This window comes from Nocardia sp. NPDC056100, assembly GCF_042266325.1.
Lineage (GTDB): Bacteria > Actinomycetota > Actinomycetes > Mycobacteriales > Mycobacteriaceae > Nocardia.
This window is the reverse complement of record NZ_JBHJVY010000001.1, coordinates 1,276,501-1,292,158: the sequence shown is the minus strand read 5'-3', so window position 1 is coordinate 1,292,158 and position 15,658 is coordinate 1,276,501. Positions and strand designations below refer to the sequence as shown.

The following is a 15,658-nucleotide window of genomic DNA, read 5'->3' as shown; positions in this document are numbered from 1 at the left end:
GGGCGCGGTCGACGCCTGCGTCCTGACCCGGGGCCGACGGAAGTGCCATACCAACCGCTTGGGCGGGGGTCGTTCGCGCTGCTCACCGTCGTGATGGTGTGATGGTGTGGTGTGCGGCGCGCCCGGGAAGGGGCCGTCGGTGTCGGTGTGACGGAGGTGCGGGATGGGTTCGCTGTGGCATGGCTTCGCCGATATGGGTGCTGTCGAGAGCGGTGGCGCGTTCGTGGTGGCGCGCGGTGAGGGCGCCTACATCTGGGATGAGGGTGGCACCCGGTACCTGGACGCCACGGCCGGACTGTGGTTCACCAATGTCGGCCACGGCCGCCGGGAGATCGCCGACGCGGTCGCCGCGCAGCTGACCGATATCGCGCACTACTCGAACTTCGGTGACCTGGCCTCGCCGGTGCTGCGCGATCTCGCCGAGCGGCTCGCGGGCATCGCCCCGGTCCCCGGCAGCAAGATCTTCTTCACCTCCGGCGGGTCCGACGGCATCGATACCGCCGTCAAACTCGCGCGGCGCTACTGGAATGTGCAGGGCAAGCCGGGCAAGACCATCGTGGTCGGCCGTCAGCGCGCGTACCACGGCATGCATGTGGCCGGTACCTCGCTCGCGGGCATCCCGGTCAACCACGAGGGCTACGGCGAATTCATGCCCGATGCCCGCACCATCGGCTGGGATGACGCCAAGGCGCTGCTGGCGCTGATCGAGGAGGTCGGCGCGGACCGTATCGCCGCCTTCTTCGCCGAGCCGATCATCGGCGCGGGCGGGGTCTACCTGCCGCCCGAGGGCTACCTCACCGAGGTGCGTCAGATCTGCCGCGAGAACGACATCCTGTTCGTCGCGGACGAGGTCGTCACCGGTTTCGGCCGCATCGGCGGATCCTGGTTCGCCTCTTCGCGTTTCGACCTGCAGCCCGATCTCATGACCACCGCCAAGGGTCTGACTTCCGGCTACATCCCGATGGGCGCGGTCTTCATCGCCCCGCATATCGCCGAGCCGTTCTTCGCGGGCGGCACCTGGTTCCGGCACGGCTACACCTACGGCGGCCACGCCGCCGCCGCGGCCGCCGCCATGGCCAACCTGGACATCATGGAGCGCGAGAATCTGCTCGATGCCAGCAAGAACCTGGAAGGGTTGCTGCACAAGCACTTCGCGCCGCTGGCCGAGCACCCCCGGGTCGCCGAGGTGCGCAGCGGATTGGGCGCGGTCGCCGCGGTCCAGCTCGCCGATCCCGCCGAGGCCATGCCGTTCGTGAAAACCCTGCGGGCGCACGGTATCTCGGGCCGCGCCGCCGGTCAGGGCGCACTCCAGATCTCCCCGTCCTTCGTCATCACCGAGGAGCAGATCGCCGAAATGGCGGCGGGCTTCGCAGCCGCACTGGGCTGATCCGCTTCATCCGGCACTTTCCGTTCGTCATCCCGGCACGCTTTTGGCCGGGATCCACACCTGCGGCGCATGCGCTGAACGGTGTGGATCCCGGCCAAAGACACGCCGGGATGACGGGGTGCGGCCCTGCCGCTAGATGACTACCGGGTGATCTTCGACCACTCGGCCGCCCAGCCGTACCCAGCCGTCCGAATCCCATTCGGTGAACAGCTGCGACCCCTCGCCCTGGGTGATGTACAGCCCGCGCCGCAGGTTGGCGGTGAGGGCGATGGCCGCCGCGCCGGTGGCCTCGTCCTCGGGAATTCCCATGGCCGGGGCGAACATTCGCGTCCGCACCGCACCCCGCGCCTCATCGCTCCAGCCCCAGACGTAATGCTTGCCCTCGGGGAAGTCGGCGGGGTCGAGCGTCGCGATCTCCTCGATGCTCTCGAATTGGTGAAAGGTGAAGGCGGGCGCCCATTCCGAGCGGGCGCGCACCCAGGTCATGCCATCGCTGACCGAGACGTCCACCGGTCCGGCGGGCACATCGATGACCGACACCGGATGCCCCTTGAGGAACAGCCACCAGCCGGTGCCGACGCTGGGATGCCCGGCGAACGGCAGTTCGACCGCCGGGGTGTAGATCCGCATGCTGGTGCGCTCGTGCTCGGGTTCCTGCACCACGACGGTTTCGCTGTATCCGACCCGGGCGGCCAGGGCCTGATGATCGACCCCTTCGACATCGGCGGCGCGGGCGATGCCGAGCGGATTGCCGAATCGGCCCGCCGCGTCGGTGAACACGCGAACCACTTCGATCTGTGCGCCATCACTTTCCGGAATGCCCATGAGTCCCGAGCATACCCACGGTTACCGCTATGCGGGAGGTGTGCAGGTTCCCAGCATCTCCGTCAGGGCACTCTTCTCGGTGGCTTGGACGGTGAGCGCCCAGCGGGATTTGACCGCCACCCAGCGCCGCGCGTAATCGCACCAGTAGGCCGTGCGCGGCCGCCACTGATCCGGCGTTTTGGACCCTTTGTCCTGGTTGGCCTGCTTCTGCACCGCGAGCAGATTGCCGATGTCATTGGCGAACTGCTCACGCCGCTCCGGACTCCACTCCGAAGCCCCCGAGCGCCAGGCGTCACCGAGCGCGACCACATGATCGATCTCGATATCGGAGGCTTTGAACCGGTCGTACGGCAGCCGTTCGCCGGTATACGGATCGACAAGCACCCCCGCGAGCGCCATGCATGAATTACTGTCCGCCAGGCGCACTTCCGTGAGATCCCGCTTCATCACGGTCTCGCGCGCGGTGCAGCCGCCGGTCAGCACCGGTTCCCCGCCGCGCCCCGACCAGCCGGGGCCGAAGGCGGTGCGGTCATAGGATTCCCAATTGCGATTCCAGGCGATGGTGAGCCGGTCCAGATCCCCGCGCGCCTGCCGGGTATCGGGGAGCGGCGTCCCGCCGGGATCGGCCGCCGGGGTGTCCGGCCGCGGGTCGTCCTGGCGATTGCTCCAGAGCGTGAATCCGATCGCGGCCACGGCCGCGAGCACCACCGTGGTGGCGAGGAACTTGCGCCAGCGGCGTCGTGCGGTGGTCCGGGGACGCGTGGGCATGCGGGGGAGTCTAAGTGGCTGAACCGGATGAATCAGACAATGTTGCCGACCGGTGATCCGATTGCCGCTAACCATTGGCAAATATCACATCGAAGCCTCACCACGCATAACCGCGATGTACCCGAGGTGAAGACACGAAAAAGCCGCACACCCGGGGGTGTGCGGCCTTCTCGAACTACGGATTCGACCGGATGCGACCCGGATTCGACCGGAATCAGACGGCGGCGGTGGCCAGCGCCTCGGTCGACGCCACGGCCTGGCCGACACCGGCCACGATCGCGGCGGCACGCAGCGATTCGAAGATCACCTCACGCGAGGCGCCCTCTTCCCGCAGGGTGTGCTCATGCGCCTCGAGGCAGTGGGCACAACCGTTGATCGAGGACACCGCGAACGACCACAGCTCGAAATCGGCCTTGGCCACACCCGGGTTGCCGATGATCTGCATGCGCAGGCCCGCGCGCAGATCGTCGTACTTACCGTCCAGGAACGCCTTGCCCCGATAGAAGACATTGTTCATGCCCATGATCGAAGCGGCGCCCAGTGCGGCGTTGTACGCCTCCTCCGACAGGATGTCGGCGGCTTCCTCGGCGATCTCGCGCAGCGTGGTGGCCGAACGGGTGGCCGCCGCCGACGCGAGCAGGGTGCCCCACAGCTGCTGTTCGGTCAGCACGGTGGTGCGTGCGATCGAGGACAGGTTCAGCTTCAGGTCCTTGGCGTACTCGGGCAGGGAGTTCTTGAGGTTCTCGATGGTCACAGCGCGCAATCCTTTTGTGTCAGAGCAGGTTCGAAAGAAATCAGACCGAAGCGGTCATGAGCTCGCCGGCCTTGATGGTCGGATCGCCCTTCTTCCAGTTGCAGGCGCAGAGCTCATCGGACTGCAGTGCGTCGAGCACGCGCAGCACCTCGTCGACATTGCGGCCGACGGAACCGGCGGTGACGGAAACGAACTGGATCTCATTGTTCGGATCCACGATGAAGGTGGCGCGGTCCGCGACGCCGTCGGCATTGAGAACACCGGTGGCGGCGGCCAATTCACGCTTGAGGTCGCTCAGCATGGGGAAGGGCAGGGTCTTGAGCTCTTCGTGCTGGGCACGCCACTGGAAGTGCACGAACTCGTTGTCGACGGACGCGCCGAGCACCTGCGCGTCACGATCGGCGAACTCCTCGTTCAGCTTGCCGAAGGCGGCGATCTCGGTCGGGCAGACGAAGGTGAAGTCCTTCGGCCAGAAGAAGACGATGCGCCACTTGCCGGCGTGGTCGTCGCTCGAGATCTGGGTGAAGTAGTCGTCGGGCTGCTGAGCGTTCACCTTCGAGAGGTCACCGCCGATGACAGCCGTCAGGTTGTAGGCGGGGAACTGGTCGCCGATGGTCAGCAGGGCCATGTGTGCTCCTTGTATGTAGTCGAATCGATCGTGTCGTGACTGCCGCAGCCGATCTTGCCCAAGCCTCGGTAAAAGGTAAAGGTGATCGGTCGCACTATACTGATAGGCGTGACTGATCAAACTTATCAGCCAACCCTGTCGCAGCTGCGTGCGTTCGTGGCGATTGCCGAATACCGCCATTTCGGTACGGCGGCGGCTCGGCTGAACGTGAGCCAACCCACGTTATCGCAGGCGCTGGCATCACTGGAAAACGGACTCGGTCTGCAATTGATCGAACGCAGTACGCGTCGCGTACTGGTCACACCCGCAGGTAAAAGGCTTCTGCCGCAAGCGATGGCGACACTCGAGGCGGCTGACCGATTTGTCGCATCCGCTGCCGGATCGGGGCTCGGCGGGACCATGCGCATGGGCATCATTCCGACGGTTGCTCCATATGTGCTGCCCACCTTGCTACCTGAGCTACGCCGCGAGCTGCCGGACCTGGTTCCGCATGTGATCGAAGATCAAACCGCGCGCCTGCTGGACGGGCTGCGCTCCGGAGTGCTGGACGTCGCGCTGCTGGCGCTGCCCGCCGATGCCACCGGACTGGTCGAGATTCCGCTCTATACCGAGGAATTCGTGCTGGTCGTCCCGCGCGGGCACAAGTTCGCGGGGCGGCGGGATCTGAAACCCGCTGATATGGACGCGCTACCGCTGCTGCTGCTCGATGAGGGGCACTGTCTGCGTGATCAAACTCTCGACCTGTGCCGCACCCATGACGCGCATCCGGGCGGGGTGGGGGACACCCGCGCCGCCTCGCTGGCCACCGTGGTGCAGTGTGTCGCAGGCGATCTCGGTGTCACGCTGATTCCGGAGATGGCGGTATCGGCCGAAACCTCGCGCGGCACTTTGGATATCGCGCACTTCGCCGCACCCGCGCCCGGGCGCACGCTCGGTCTGGCCTATCGCGCCTCCACCGCGCGCGGTGAGGATTACGAACGCCTGGCCGAGATCATCCGCAGTCATCGCCCGCACTGAAACGTCGCCGTCACCAGGGGCGTACACCGGGCGCGCCGCGTTCCAATTGACCGGTTCGGATGCGTCTGGGACGCTCGGGGCCATGCGGATTCACCATCTGAACTGCGGCACCATGGCCTTCGGCCTGGTCGACCACTGCCTACTCATCGAGACGCGGACCGAACTCGTACTGGTCGACACCGGATTCGGGCTCGGATGCGTACGGGAGCCGGGGAAAATGGTGGGGCCGAGCCGATTCACCCTCGGCGCGAAGCTGCGCGAGACCGAGACCGCGATCTACCAGGTGCAGAAACTCGGGTACGACCCGCGCGATGTGCGGCACATCATCCTCACGCATCTGGATCTCGACCACTCCGGCGGCCTGGCCGATTTTCCGGAGGCCACCATCCATGTGCACGGTCCCGAATTCCGTGCCGCCACCGCCACGCCCACGCTGTCCGAGCGCCTGCGCTATCGCGCGCAGCAGTGGGAGCACGGCCCCAAATGGATGGTCAACGAGGTCGACGGCGGTCAGGACTGGTTCGGTTTCACCGCGGTGCGGGATCTGCCCGGCCTGCCGCCGGAGATCCTGGCCGTCCCGCTGGCGGGTCATACCCGCGGGCATGCCGGTGTGGCGGTCGATACCGGGCGCGGCTGGCTGCTGCACGCCGGTGACGCGTTCATGACCGAGAGCACCATCGATCCCGAACAGCCGAATACGCCGTTCCTGGTGCAGGTTTTCGAACAGGGTGCGATCGTGCGGGATGCCTATCGCGAGAATCAGCGGCGTCTGCGTGAACTCAAGCGCCTGCACGGCCATCAGATCAGCATCGTCAATTCGCACGATGCCGCGGTCTTCGCCCGCTGGACCGGGCGGTGAGTGAGGGCTCCTGGGCGCGCCGATTGCCGAGCGGCGATGCCCCGCTGTTCGTCTACGGCACGCTGCGCTTCCCCGAGGTGCTGACCGAATTGATCGGCTGCACAATGGAATTGCGGCCCGCGACGGTGCCGGGTCGCCGAGTGGCCGCCCTGCCCGGGAAGATCTACCCCGGCCTCGTCCACGCCGAATCCGGTGCGGCACAGGGTTTCCTGCTCACCGGCCTCACCCGCACGCAGTGGTGGGTGCTCGATGAATTCGAGGACGACGAATACGACCTGTCCCCGGTCTGCGTACACGTGGGCAAGCGAGTGAGCTATGCCTGGACCTACGCCTGGACCGAAGCGGTCGAGTCCGGCGATTGGTCGGCCCGTGACTTCGCCGCTGATCACCTGGCGGACTACGTTCGGCAGTGCGCGGCCTGGCGGCGGGAATTGGTCCTGCTCAGCGGGACTGTATGACGCGGGCCACATTCGTCCGGTAGAACGTGTTGGCATGAGTGCAGCGGGTGCTTCGGACGGTAATGGCGTGGTCGCGGGTGCGCGGCGGCAGGGACTCGGAGAACTGTTGCGGCGCACCGCGGCCCGGGTGCCGGACAAGACCGCCCTGGTGTGGCGGGAGCGCCGCGAAAGCTTCGCCGAACTCGACGCGGCGGTGAATCGGGTGGCGCACGGCCTCGCCGATCGCGGTGTGGCGCAGGGTGATCGGATCGCGCTGTACTCGCACAACTGCCGCGAGTTCGTACTGCTGTACTTCGCGCTGGCTCGCCTGGGCGCGATATCGGTGCCGATCAATTTCATGCTCACCGCCGATGAGGTGGCGTACATCCTGCGGCATTCGGGCGCGACCGGCCTGATCGCCGAGGACGCGCTCGGATCCGAGGCCGAAGCCGCGGTGAAACAGCTGGGTGACAATGACATTCGGCTCTTCGGCTGGATCGGGTTGAACGGCCTGCCGGTCGCGGCGGGCTGGGAGGACGCCTCGGCGTGGGAAAACCATTCCGACGCTTTCGAACCCGATGTGCACATCGGTGACGACGATCCGGTGCAGCTCATGTACACCTCCGGCACCGAATCCCGGCCCAAGGGCGCGATCATGTCCGGACGCGGCCTGATCGCCCAGTATGTGAGCGCGATCGTGGACGGCCGCATGAGCGCCGACGATATCGAGGTGCACGCGCTGCCGCTCTACCACTGCGCGCAGCTGCACTGCTTCCTCACGCCCGATATCTACCTGGGCGCGACCAGCATTCTGCTGCCAGGCCCGGATCCGGCCACCATTCTGCGCACCGTCGAGACCGAGCGTGCCACCAAACTCTTCTGCCCGCCCACGGTCTGGCTATCGCTGCTGCGCCACCCCGATTTCGACAGCTACGACCTGTCGTCACTGCGCAAGGGCTACTACGGTGCGAGCATCATGCCGGTTGAGGTGCTGCACGAACTCGCCGAACGCCTACCCGGCGTCGGACTCGCGAATTTCTACGGTCAAACCGAACTCGCCCCGCTGGCAACGGTTCTCGCACCGGAGGATCAGCTCACCAAGCCGGGTTCGGCGGGCCGCCCCGCATTGAATGTGGAGACCCGCGTGGTAGATGACGACGGCGTTCCCGTGGGCGTCGGGGTCATCGGTGAGATCGTGCACCGCTCCCCGCAGGCCATGCTCGGCTACTGGAACGATCCGGAGAAGACCGCGGATGCCTTCCGCGACGGCTGGTTCCACAGCGGCGATCTGGGCGTGCTGGATGCCGACGGCTACCTCAGCGTGGTCGATCGCAAGAAGGACATGATCAAGACCGGCGGTGAGAACGTGGCCAGCCGGGAGGTCGAGGAGGTGCTCTTCCAGCATCCGGGGATTTCCGAGGCCGCCGTGGTCGGCATCCCGCATCCGCATTGGATCGAAGCGGTCACGGCAGTCGTGGTGGTGCGCGCGGGCGAGACCGTCACCGCCGAATCGGTCATCGCGCACTGTAAGGAGCGGTTGGCCGGATTCAAGGTGCCCAAGTTCGTGACTTTCGTTGCGGCACTGCCCAAGAACCCGAGCGGCAAGATCCTCAAACGCGAATTGCGCACCGCGCACGTGCATCTCGCGCGGGGCTGATCCGATCCGGTCGGTTCAGAAGTCGGCGATCCGATCCAGATGTTCGATGTTGGCGACATCGTCCGGATCGTCGCTGGCGGCCCCGCCGAACCAGCCGTCCAGGATTTCGCTGAGCAATGCCCGCGATGTCAGGCGCAGGCTCAGCGCCAGCACATTGGCATCGTTCCACCGCCGTGCGCCCGCGGCGGTGTAGCTGTCCACGCATAGTGCGGCTCGAATGCCGGGGACCTTGTTGGCCGCGATCGAGGCCCCCGTTCCGGTCCAGCAGCACACCACCGCCTGTTCGGCGCGTCCCTCCGCGACATCCCAGGCGGCCGCGGCGCTGCCCCAGGCCCAGTCATCGCGTTCGTCGGGCTCGAGTGCGCCGTGCACCTGCACCTCATGCCCGCGTCGCCGCAGTTCCGACACCACTTCGGCCGCGACCCCGGTGTTCTCGTCCGCCGCTACGGAAATACGCATAACGCCCATTGTGAACCGTGTGGCGGCCGCGATTCAGCGATTCACAGTTGGTCGGCGGTGAGTTGTAACCGCAGGTGGGTGGTGACCCACAGGTCGAGGGCCGGACGGCCGCGTGCGGAACCCAGCGCGTGGCGGAGGGTGTCGAGGGCGGTCGCGGCGGTGCGGAGGCCGACGCGGCGCAGGGCTGCGACGGTTTCCGCGGCCCTGGTGAACCAGCTCGGCGGCAGGTGGCGAATGCCCCGGTGCGGGACTTCGGCGGTCAGGGCCAGGGCGGTGGTGACGGCCTCGGACAGGGGGTCCCGATGGATGTCCGCGGCCGCGTTCCCGATGGCGTGCGCGGTATTGGCGAAACAGGGGACCACCACGGTTGCGCCCGCCACCACCGCGGTCGGCGTCAGGTGCAATCGGCCGTGTCTGCGATGCAGGAAGCCCGCGATATAGCGCGGTGCGCCCGCGTCACCGGACAGCGTGTGGGCGAGGGCGTCCAGGGCTCCCGGCGCTGCGGCACTGTGGGTTTGGGTGATCGTGGCCGTGCCGGTGGGCGCGTGCAGGGTGGCTTCGAGCCGTTGTTCGCCTGGGAGGTAACGGATTTCACCGATCGACTCGACCGCCACCGCGCGCAGTGACGCACCGTGGACGCGGGGGCAGATGACGGCCGGGGCCAGCGTGGTCAGGCGGGCCGCCTCGGCGTCGAGATCGGTGATGAGCAGTTCGGGCGGGAGCGTGGACCAGTCGCCGGTGGAGGGGAGCACCGAGGTGCGGGCCACCCGGCTGCTCGCCAGGCGCACCGTGCGATTGGCGGAGCGAACGGCCGATTCGGTCACCACATTGCCCGCCGCGAGATCGGCCAGCCGCGCGGTGCCGGTACGGCGGGCGGCCAGGGCGGTGGCCGTCGGCGCGGCCGCACCCTCCGCGATGGCGGCGGTGACCGGCAGGGTCAGCACGATGCGGGCCTCGGGATGAGCGAGATAGGTTTCCACGGTGCGGGATTCGCTGTCACCGGTGATGCGCGCACCCAGGCCGGTGAGTCGCAGATGCCGCAGCGGTGTGCGCGCGGCCTCCTCGGTGCCGAGCACCGGCACCCAGTCGCGCGCGCTCGCGCGATGGCGGGCGACGAGTTCGGTGACGAGGGCGGCGGTATGCAGCGGATCATGCCGGGCGCTGCGGTCGCGATACGCGGTGAGCTGATCCAGCAGCTCGGTCAGGGCGTCGTGCGGCCAGCGCGCGGAGGCCGAATCCAGGGTGCGCAACGCGGCGCTGAACACCGCGGGCAGTGCCGGACCGGCGTGGGCCACACCGTCATTCAGCAGATCGGCCAGTGGGGTCAGCACGGTGGCGGCCGCCGCCACGGCGGTGGAGCCGTCGGCGGAGTCGCCGACGGTGACCTCCAGGGTGTCGGCTGCCGGATCGAGGGTGTCGGCGAGCCGGAACGCCCACACCGCGAGCGCGATGGCATCGGGGCGCGCACCCTTCGAGGCGTCGGCGCGTGCGTAGCCGAGCTCACCGGGAACCAGGAATCGCACTGTGACGGCGGATAATTCGACCGCCGGGACGGGATCCCGATCGGTCGCCCGGCGCACGGTCGCGCGGTACCCGGCGCGCAGCGCCTTCTTGGCGGCGGTGAAGGCGCGTGCGCCCAGCAGCTCGCGCAGTTCGTCATCGGTGAAGGCGGCGGGGGACCACGGCGCGGTGGGCGGGGACACGGTGCTCAATGCATCATCGGCGGTTCCGGTTGTCGCAGCGGCGATTTCGACGGACGAACCGACGACGTTGTCAGCGGGTGCCTGGCCGCCCGTATCCGCACCGCCCTCGGCGACCGCCGTTCCGAGATCGGCGATGGTGCCGTGGCTGTCAGCGCTGTCGGCGGCGACCGTGCGATATGCGAGCACCGCCATGATGCGGTGGCGGCAGATGGTGGTGGAGCCGCAGGTGCAGGGGGCGGCTTCGAGGGTGATGCCGGGGGTGAGGGTGGTGCGGGTGGCATCGGGGAAGACGGCTTCGACTGTGCCGTCGGCGGATTCGGTCACCTCGGGCGGGGTGGCGGTGTTCTCCTTGACCGCGCGTTTGAAGATGCCGCGATTCGCGAGCGTGATGAGTGAATCGTCGGTGAGGGCGAGCAGATCCGCGCGCATGGGTTATCCGATCGCTTCTGCGATGAAACCGGCGAGCTCGCCGGGTGTCATCGCGCCCATGTGCACGCCGACATCGGCCAGGCGCTGGCCGGTTTCGCGGTCGTACGCGGGGTCCGATTGTTCGTCGAGGGCGGCGAGGCCGAGCATGATGACGCCTTCCGCGACGAGTGCCGCCGAGGTTCGAATGAGCGCACCGGGATCACCGCCCTCGTAGAAGTCGCTGATCAGCGCGATGATGGTGCGGCGCGGCTGCTCCACCAGCTGCGCGGCATAGCTGACCGCGCGGGCGATATCGGTACCGCCGCCGAGCTGCACCTTCATCAGCAACTCGACCGGATCGTCCGCATCGCGGGTGAGGTCGACGACATCGGTGTCGAAGGCCACCAGATGGGTTTTGATACCGGGCAGATTCCACAGGCAGGCCGCGGTGACCGCCGAGTGGATGACCGAACTCGCCATCGATCCGGATTGGTCGACCAGCAGGATGACCTGCCAATTGTCCATATGCTTGCGGGTGCGCGCGCGGAAGTGCGCGGTCTCCACGTACAGCCGCTGTTCCTCGGGCCGATAGTGGGCGAGGTTGGCGCGCACCGTCTTCGGGAAATCGAAGTCGGCCGCGCGCGGAATCCGGCTGGGACGGCGGGATCTGGTGCCGGTGAAGCAGACTCGGATCTCGGCGGCCATGCGCTCCATGAGATCGCGCACCACCTGTTCGACGATGCGGCGGGCCATCCGGAGCACTTCCGGATTCATCAGGTGTTTGGTGCGCAGCACCGCGCCGAGCAGTTCGGCATTGGGTTCCAGGCGTTCGAGCACCCCGGGATCGGTGAGCACATCGTGCAAGCCGTAGCGCTGCACGGCATCTCGTTCCAGCCGCTCGATGGTGGCCTTGGGGAACAGGCGATGGATATCGTCGAGCCAGTCGACCGCGTGCACGATCGAGGGTCCGTCGCCGCCCGTGCGGCGTATGCCCCGCTGGTCGAGATCGTCGTCACGCTCGTAGAGCCAGTCGAGCGCGGCGTCCTGTCCCGCCGCCTCCGCGCCGAGCCCGGATCCACCACAGACGCCATTGCCGGGCGCGCCCAGAATCAGCCGCCAGCGCTCCAGCGCCGGATCGATGTCAGTCATGTGCGGCTCCACTGGGTTCCATTGCGCCGAAGGATGATTCGCCGAACAGCCCGTGCTCGGCGAATTGCCGATCCACCCGCTCCTCCACCACCCGCGCCCGGGCCAGCAGTTCGGCATCGACGGGCAGGCGCAGCAGTGCCGAACCCGAGCCGTCGAGCCCGCGCAGTTCTAGCAACTTGGTGGCGATGGCGGCCCGCTCACGCGGTGGGAACCACGCGAAGGCCAGCCGCAGCGCGGGCAGCGCGCCCAGGAACTCCTCCGCGCCGAACCGCGCCACCAACTCATCGATTACGGCGAGCAATGACGTTGTGCCCGAGGCCGTTACGGCCGAGGCCGGGTCGGCCACCATTCCGGCGGCCGCTGTGCCGGAAGCGGTCGTGTGCGCCGACTCTTCCGTGAGTTGTTCGCGGGCGAGGGCGAAGAGTCCGGCGAGGAAATCGCCGAGCACGTCCGGTGCGCCCGAAAGGCGTACGGCGCGGGCGATATCCAGGCTCTCGTGCGGGGCCAGCGATACCACCGCGCCGAGTGCCGCGCCGCGCAGTGCCGGCGGCCGGTCGGCGGCGGTGCACCGCTGGAACACCCCGACCGTATCCGAGCGTGCGATGGTCAGCACCGGACCGGCGTGCAATGCCGCATCACGCACGGCCGCAATGGCTTTCAGCAGTTCGTCGTCGGCGGGTGCGGGACCGCCGCGAATACCCTCGATCAACCAGAGCAGGCGCAATACCGCCGCGTCGATGAGGGTGGCCAGGGTGGGGGAGTCGGAGGTTCCGAAGAGTCGATCATGCCGCCACAGGCCCAATGTCACGCCGAGCAGCCGTCCGAGCCCGCCGGGTGCGCTCGCCGCGGCAATGTGCCCGCGCACCGCGTCGACAATGCGCCCGGTCAGTTCGGAGAGCCCGCACAGCGTGGCGTCGAACAGCACCGTGGCGAGTTCGCCTGTCTCGGAACCGGCGTGCGCGAATCGCTCGCCGAGCCGGGCGGCCGCGGCCTCGGCGCAGGTCGCGCCGAGCGAACCCGCCTCGATCAGCTGGGGCAGGCGCAGGTCGGTCGTGGTGATCTTCCAGGTCTCGGTCAATTCCGGCGGCCTGCCGATCGCGGGACCGGCGGTCCGGGCGTAGCCGGGGATGCCGAGAACACGCAGCCGATGCAGCAGGCGACTGGCCGCGATCCCGGAATCGGTCGCGAGATCGACGTCGAAGCGGCCGGTGTCGGGCACCCCGCACCGCGCGAGTTCGGCTTCGGCATCGTGCACGAGCGGTGGATGCGGAGTCCTGCGATGCAGGCGTCCCACCCGCGTTCCCGACAGCGCCGCAACCATTTCCACCACGACGGGATCGGTGCCCACGCGCAATTGGCCGCGCCCCGTCCAGGGCAGCGGATGATCCAGCGCCTCGGTGATGAGCGCGCCCGCCAGACCGTCGAGAACATCTGTGCGCGAGGGTGATTCATGCCCGCGCAGGCGGCTCAACCCGATGGTGAGCGTGCGTGCCCCGATCAGCGATGCGGTGGAAACCGGTTGTCCCCGTTCCCGTAATCGCCGCACCACGGCTTCGGTCACGCTCTCGGCCGCCTCCCGCGCGCTGTGCTCCCACAGCCGCTGGTAGTACGCGGGTGACGGCATGCCCGACTGGTAGCCCGCGAACGCGTCCAACCGCTGAAAACTGAACGGCACCAGATAACTCCCGCCGATGCCCGCACCCGGGAACGGTGGAACCGCGGGCCATTCCGTCTGTCCATCAACGCCTTTCGAGGTGGCAGTGGGACCCGGCCCGGCCTCCCCTCGGGCGGGCGGGTGGGCTGCCTCCGCGGCGGTGCCGAGGAGGCGGCGTATCAGTGCGGGCCGGTGGAAGCCGCCGGTAACCACCACGATGTTCGCCGCGGCCGCATCGCTCTCGGTGAGGTCGGCGACGGCCGCGTCGATCCAGCGGCTCATGTATTCCTCGCGGGCGATATCGCCGGGGGAGGCGTCGTCATCTCCGCGCACCAATTCGAAGTAGGCGGCGAGGCGTTCGGCGAGAGTTTCGGGTGACTCGAGTTCGAAGAGGTGATCCCAGAGCGCGTCGATATTGTCGACGGCGAATTCGCGGCAGAGTCGTTCCACCGCGCGCTCATAGCGCCGTTCGGCGTCGGCGTAGCGGTTCTCCTGTCCCGCGAAGGCGTGATGCCAGGCGGGCAGATCGATGAAGCGCACCTGCGCCCCGGCCGCGTGACCCTCGGTGAGCGCCAGCCACTCCGGCGAATAGTCGCACAGCGGAGCCCAGGACATATGCCGCGTCTCGCTGTCCCGGTAGCTGCTGAACACCGCGATCGGCAGTTCATGGCCGAGCAGCAGTTCATCGAGCCGATCGTTCATATCAGCCGGTCCCTCGATGAGCACGTGCGCGGGCCGCAACTCCCGAATGGTGTCGCGCACCAGCCGCGCACAGGCCGGACTGTGGTGGCGCACCCCGATGAAGGTGACGCGCACCGATCCGGCGGTCACCGTCGTCTCCAGGCTCATGCTCAGCCCGGCAGCTGGAATCGGGCGTTGTGCAGCGCTTTCCACGCGGGACCCGATTTGCGCGGGGCCTGCTGCTCCAGATAGCGGCGCAACCGCGCCAGATCGTCGGGATCGTCCTTGGCGGCGGTACCGGCCAGGCAGTGCACGATATCCGCGCCGTCCCCGGCCTCACCGCGCAGATACCAGCCGCGCAGTCCGACCGCGTGCGCCACCGATACGGCCTCGGCCGTGCTCATGACCGAGGACATCCGGTCCAGTGGAGTTCCCGAATCGGTTGCCCCGGTGCGCAATTCACGGAACGCGGTGACCAGCACCTCCAGCACGTCACGCGGCGGGGCCTGCGGCACCCCGGATTTGCGCAACAGGGTTTCGGCCTCGGCCTCGACCAGTGCCAGTTCCGCCGCGAAATCCCCGATGGGGAAGACGGTTTCGAAATTGAACCGCCGCTTGAGCGCCGCGCTCATATCGTTCACGCCGCGGTCGCGGGTATTGGCGGTGGCGATGACATTGAAACCCGCCGTGGCATACACCATCTCACCGAGCTCCGGCACCGCCAGCACCCGATCGGACAGCAGCGACAGAATCGAGTCCTGCACCTCCAGCGGGCAGCGGGTGATCTCCTCGAACCGCACCACCTTGCCGCCGCGCATACCCCGCATCATGGGCGCGGGCACGATGGACCGCTCCGACGGACCCTCGGACACCAGCAGCGCGTAATTCCAGCCGTACCGGATCTGATCCTCGGTGGTGGCCGCACCGCCCTGAATGGTCAGTGTGGAATCCCCGGAGATCGCCGCCGAAAGCAGTTCCGACAGCAGCGATTTCGCGGTGCCCGGCTCACCGGTGAGCAGCAGTCCGCGCGTGGTGGCCAGGCTCACCAGCGCCCGATCCACCAGCGAGGCATCGCCCACGAACTTATTGGCGATGCCGAGCTTCGGATCGCCGACGATGAACCGCTTGGCCGCATCCACGCTCAGCGCCCACCCGGGCGGCTTGGGCGCGGTATCGGCCGCGCGCAACCGCTCCAGATCCTGCGCCCAGCGCAATTCGGCGGGCGGGCGCTGCATATGTTCGGTGCTGGTCACAATGTCCCCTGGTGCGTAT

14 protein-coding genes are annotated in these 15,658 nt (G+C 67.8%); 5 read left to right on the top strand and 9 right to left on the bottom strand.

What is annotated here, in order from left to right; translation table 11 throughout:
• The first annotated feature begins 163 nt into the window (after positions 1–163).
• On the top strand, positions 164–1,387 hold the full coding sequence (locus tag ACFC0O_RS05895; RefSeq protein WP_375954189.1) for an aspartate aminotransferase family protein: 1,224 nt from the start codon (positions 164–166) through the stop codon (positions 1,385–1,387).
• Positions 1,388–1,519: 132 nt separating this feature from the next.
• On the opposite strand, the gene ACFC0O_RS05890 is transcribed toward ACFC0O_RS05895, so the two are convergent.
• From ACFC0O_RS05890 to ACFC0O_RS05875, 4 genes are all read right to left on the bottom strand, one after another.
• Positions 1,520–2,212: a PhzF family phenazine biosynthesis protein gene (locus tag ACFC0O_RS05890; RefSeq protein ID WP_364631403.1), complete on the bottom strand. Its 693-nt coding sequence runs from the start codon at positions 2,210–2,212 to the stop codon at positions 1,520–1,522.
• 27 nt (positions 2,213–2,239) lie between these two features.
• Positions 2,240–2,980 carry an HNH endonuclease family protein gene (locus ACFC0O_RS05885; RefSeq protein WP_375954187.1) on the bottom strand — a complete coding sequence of 247 codons (741 nt, stop codon included), beginning with the start codon at positions 2,978–2,980 and terminating at the stop codon, positions 2,240–2,242.
• Positions 2,981–3,194: 214 nt separating this feature from the next.
• Positions 3,195–3,734, bottom strand: coding sequence for a carboxymuconolactone decarboxylase family protein (locus ACFC0O_RS05880; RefSeq protein WP_364631408.1), 540 nt, complete (start codon positions 3,732–3,734; stop codon positions 3,195–3,197).
• Positions 3,735–3,774: 40 nt separating this feature from the next.
• Positions 3,775–4,362, bottom strand: coding sequence for a peroxiredoxin (locus ACFC0O_RS05875; RefSeq protein ID WP_153806595.1), 588 nt, complete (start codon positions 4,360–4,362; stop codon positions 3,775–3,777).
• A 108-nt stretch (positions 4,363–4,470) separates the two neighbouring features.
• Here ACFC0O_RS05875 and ACFC0O_RS05870 point away from each other — a divergent pair, with 108 nt between their 5' ends.
• The 4 genes from ACFC0O_RS05870 (at position 4,471) to ACFC0O_RS05855 (ending at position 8,332) form a co-directional block, all read left to right on the top strand.
• Positions 4,471–5,379, top strand: a complete 909-nt coding sequence (locus tag ACFC0O_RS05870) for a hydrogen peroxide-inducible genes activator (RefSeq protein WP_375954186.1) — start codon at positions 4,471–4,473, stop codon at positions 5,377–5,379.
• Between the two features lie 82 nt (positions 5,380–5,461).
• Positions 5,462–6,238: an MBL fold metallo-hydrolase gene (locus tag ACFC0O_RS05865; protein WP_364631414.1), complete on the top strand. Its 777-nt coding sequence runs from the start codon at positions 5,462–5,464 to the stop codon at positions 6,236–6,238.
• A complete protein-coding gene (locus ACFC0O_RS05860; RefSeq protein WP_375954184.1) occupies positions 6,235–6,696 on the top strand; it encodes a gamma-glutamylcyclotransferase in 462 nt (153 codons plus the stop codon). Before ACFC0O_RS05865 ends, ACFC0O_RS05860 begins: the two co-directional genes overlap by 4 nt.
• Positions 6,697–6,730: 34 nt before the next feature.
• Positions 6,731–8,332 carry an acyl-CoA synthetase gene (locus ACFC0O_RS05855; RefSeq protein ID WP_375954183.1) on the top strand — a complete coding sequence of 534 codons (1,602 nt, stop codon included), beginning with the start codon at positions 6,731–6,733 and terminating at the stop codon, positions 8,330–8,332.
• A 15-nt stretch (positions 8,333–8,347) separates the two neighbouring features.
• On the opposite strand, the gene ACFC0O_RS05850 is transcribed toward ACFC0O_RS05855, so the two are convergent.
• The 5 genes from ACFC0O_RS05850 to ACFC0O_RS05830 are packed head-to-tail and all read right to left on the bottom strand — an operon-like array spanning position 8,348 to position 15,621.
• Complete coding sequence (locus ACFC0O_RS05850) at positions 8,348–8,791, bottom strand: RpiB/LacA/LacB family sugar-phosphate isomerase (RefSeq protein WP_375954181.1); 444 nt, start codon at positions 8,789–8,791, stop codon at positions 8,348–8,350.
• A 41-nt stretch (positions 8,792–8,832) separates the two neighbouring features.
• Positions 8,833–10,923, bottom strand: a complete 2,091-nt coding sequence (locus ACFC0O_RS05845; protein WP_375954179.1) for a hypothetical protein — start codon at positions 10,921–10,923, stop codon at positions 8,833–8,835.
• A 3-nt stretch (positions 10,924–10,926) separates the two neighbouring features.
• Positions 10,927–12,051 (bottom strand): VWA domain-containing protein, encoded by a 1,125-nt coding sequence (locus ACFC0O_RS05840; protein WP_375954177.1) that lies wholly within the window; start codon positions 12,049–12,051, stop codon positions 10,927–10,929.
• Positions 12,044–14,554 (bottom strand): DUF5682 family protein, encoded by a 2,511-nt coding sequence (locus ACFC0O_RS05835; protein WP_375954175.1) that lies wholly within the window; start codon positions 14,552–14,554, stop codon positions 12,044–12,046. Before ACFC0O_RS05835 ends, ACFC0O_RS05840 begins: the two co-directional genes overlap by 8 nt.
• A 2-nt stretch (positions 14,555–14,556) precedes the next feature.
• Positions 14,557–15,621 carry an AAA family ATPase gene (locus ACFC0O_RS05830; RefSeq protein WP_375955976.1) on the bottom strand — a complete coding sequence of 355 codons (1,065 nt, stop codon included), beginning with the start codon at positions 15,619–15,621 and terminating at the stop codon, positions 14,557–14,559.
• Positions 15,622–15,658: the final 37 nt, after the last annotated feature.

Coding starts and splice junctions, on each gene's coding strand:
- ACFC0O_RS05895 (WP_375954189.1), top strand. CDS start 164: ATGGGTTCGCTGTGGCATGGCTTCGCCGATATGGGTGCTGTCGAGAGC.
- ACFC0O_RS05875 (WP_153806595.1), bottom strand. CDS start 4,362: ATGGCCCTGCTGACCATCGGCGACCAGTTCCCCGCCTACAACCTGACG.
- ACFC0O_RS05830 (WP_375955976.1), bottom strand. CDS start 15,621: ATGCAGCGCCCGCCCGCCGAATTGCGCTGGGCGCAGGATCTGGAGCGG.
- ACFC0O_RS05855 (WP_375954183.1), top strand. CDS start 6,731: ATGAGTGCAGCGGGTGCTTCGGACGGTAATGGCGTGGTCGCGGGTGCG.
- ACFC0O_RS05890 (WP_364631403.1), bottom strand. CDS start 2,212: ATGGGCATTCCGGAAAGTGATGGCGCACAGATCGAAGTGGTTCGCGTG.
- ACFC0O_RS05845 (WP_375954179.1), bottom strand. CDS start 10,923: ATGCGCGCGGATCTGCTCGCCCTCACCGACGATTCACTCATCACGCTC.
- ACFC0O_RS05865 (WP_364631414.1), top strand. CDS start 5,462: ATGCGGATTCACCATCTGAACTGCGGCACCATGGCCTTCGGCCTGGTC.
- ACFC0O_RS05885 (WP_375954187.1), bottom strand. CDS start 2,980: ATGCCCACGCGTCCCCGGACCACCGCACGACGCCGCTGGCGCAAGTTC.
- ACFC0O_RS05840 (WP_375954177.1), bottom strand. CDS start 12,051: ATGACTGACATCGATCCGGCGCTGGAGCGCTGGCGGCTGATTCTGGGC.
- ACFC0O_RS05835 (WP_375954175.1), bottom strand. CDS start 14,554: ATGAGCCTGGAGACGACGGTGACCGCCGGATCGGTGCGCGTCACCTTC.
- ACFC0O_RS05850 (WP_375954181.1), bottom strand. CDS start 8,791: ATGCGTATTTCCGTAGCGGCGGACGAGAACACCGGGGTCGCGGCCGAA.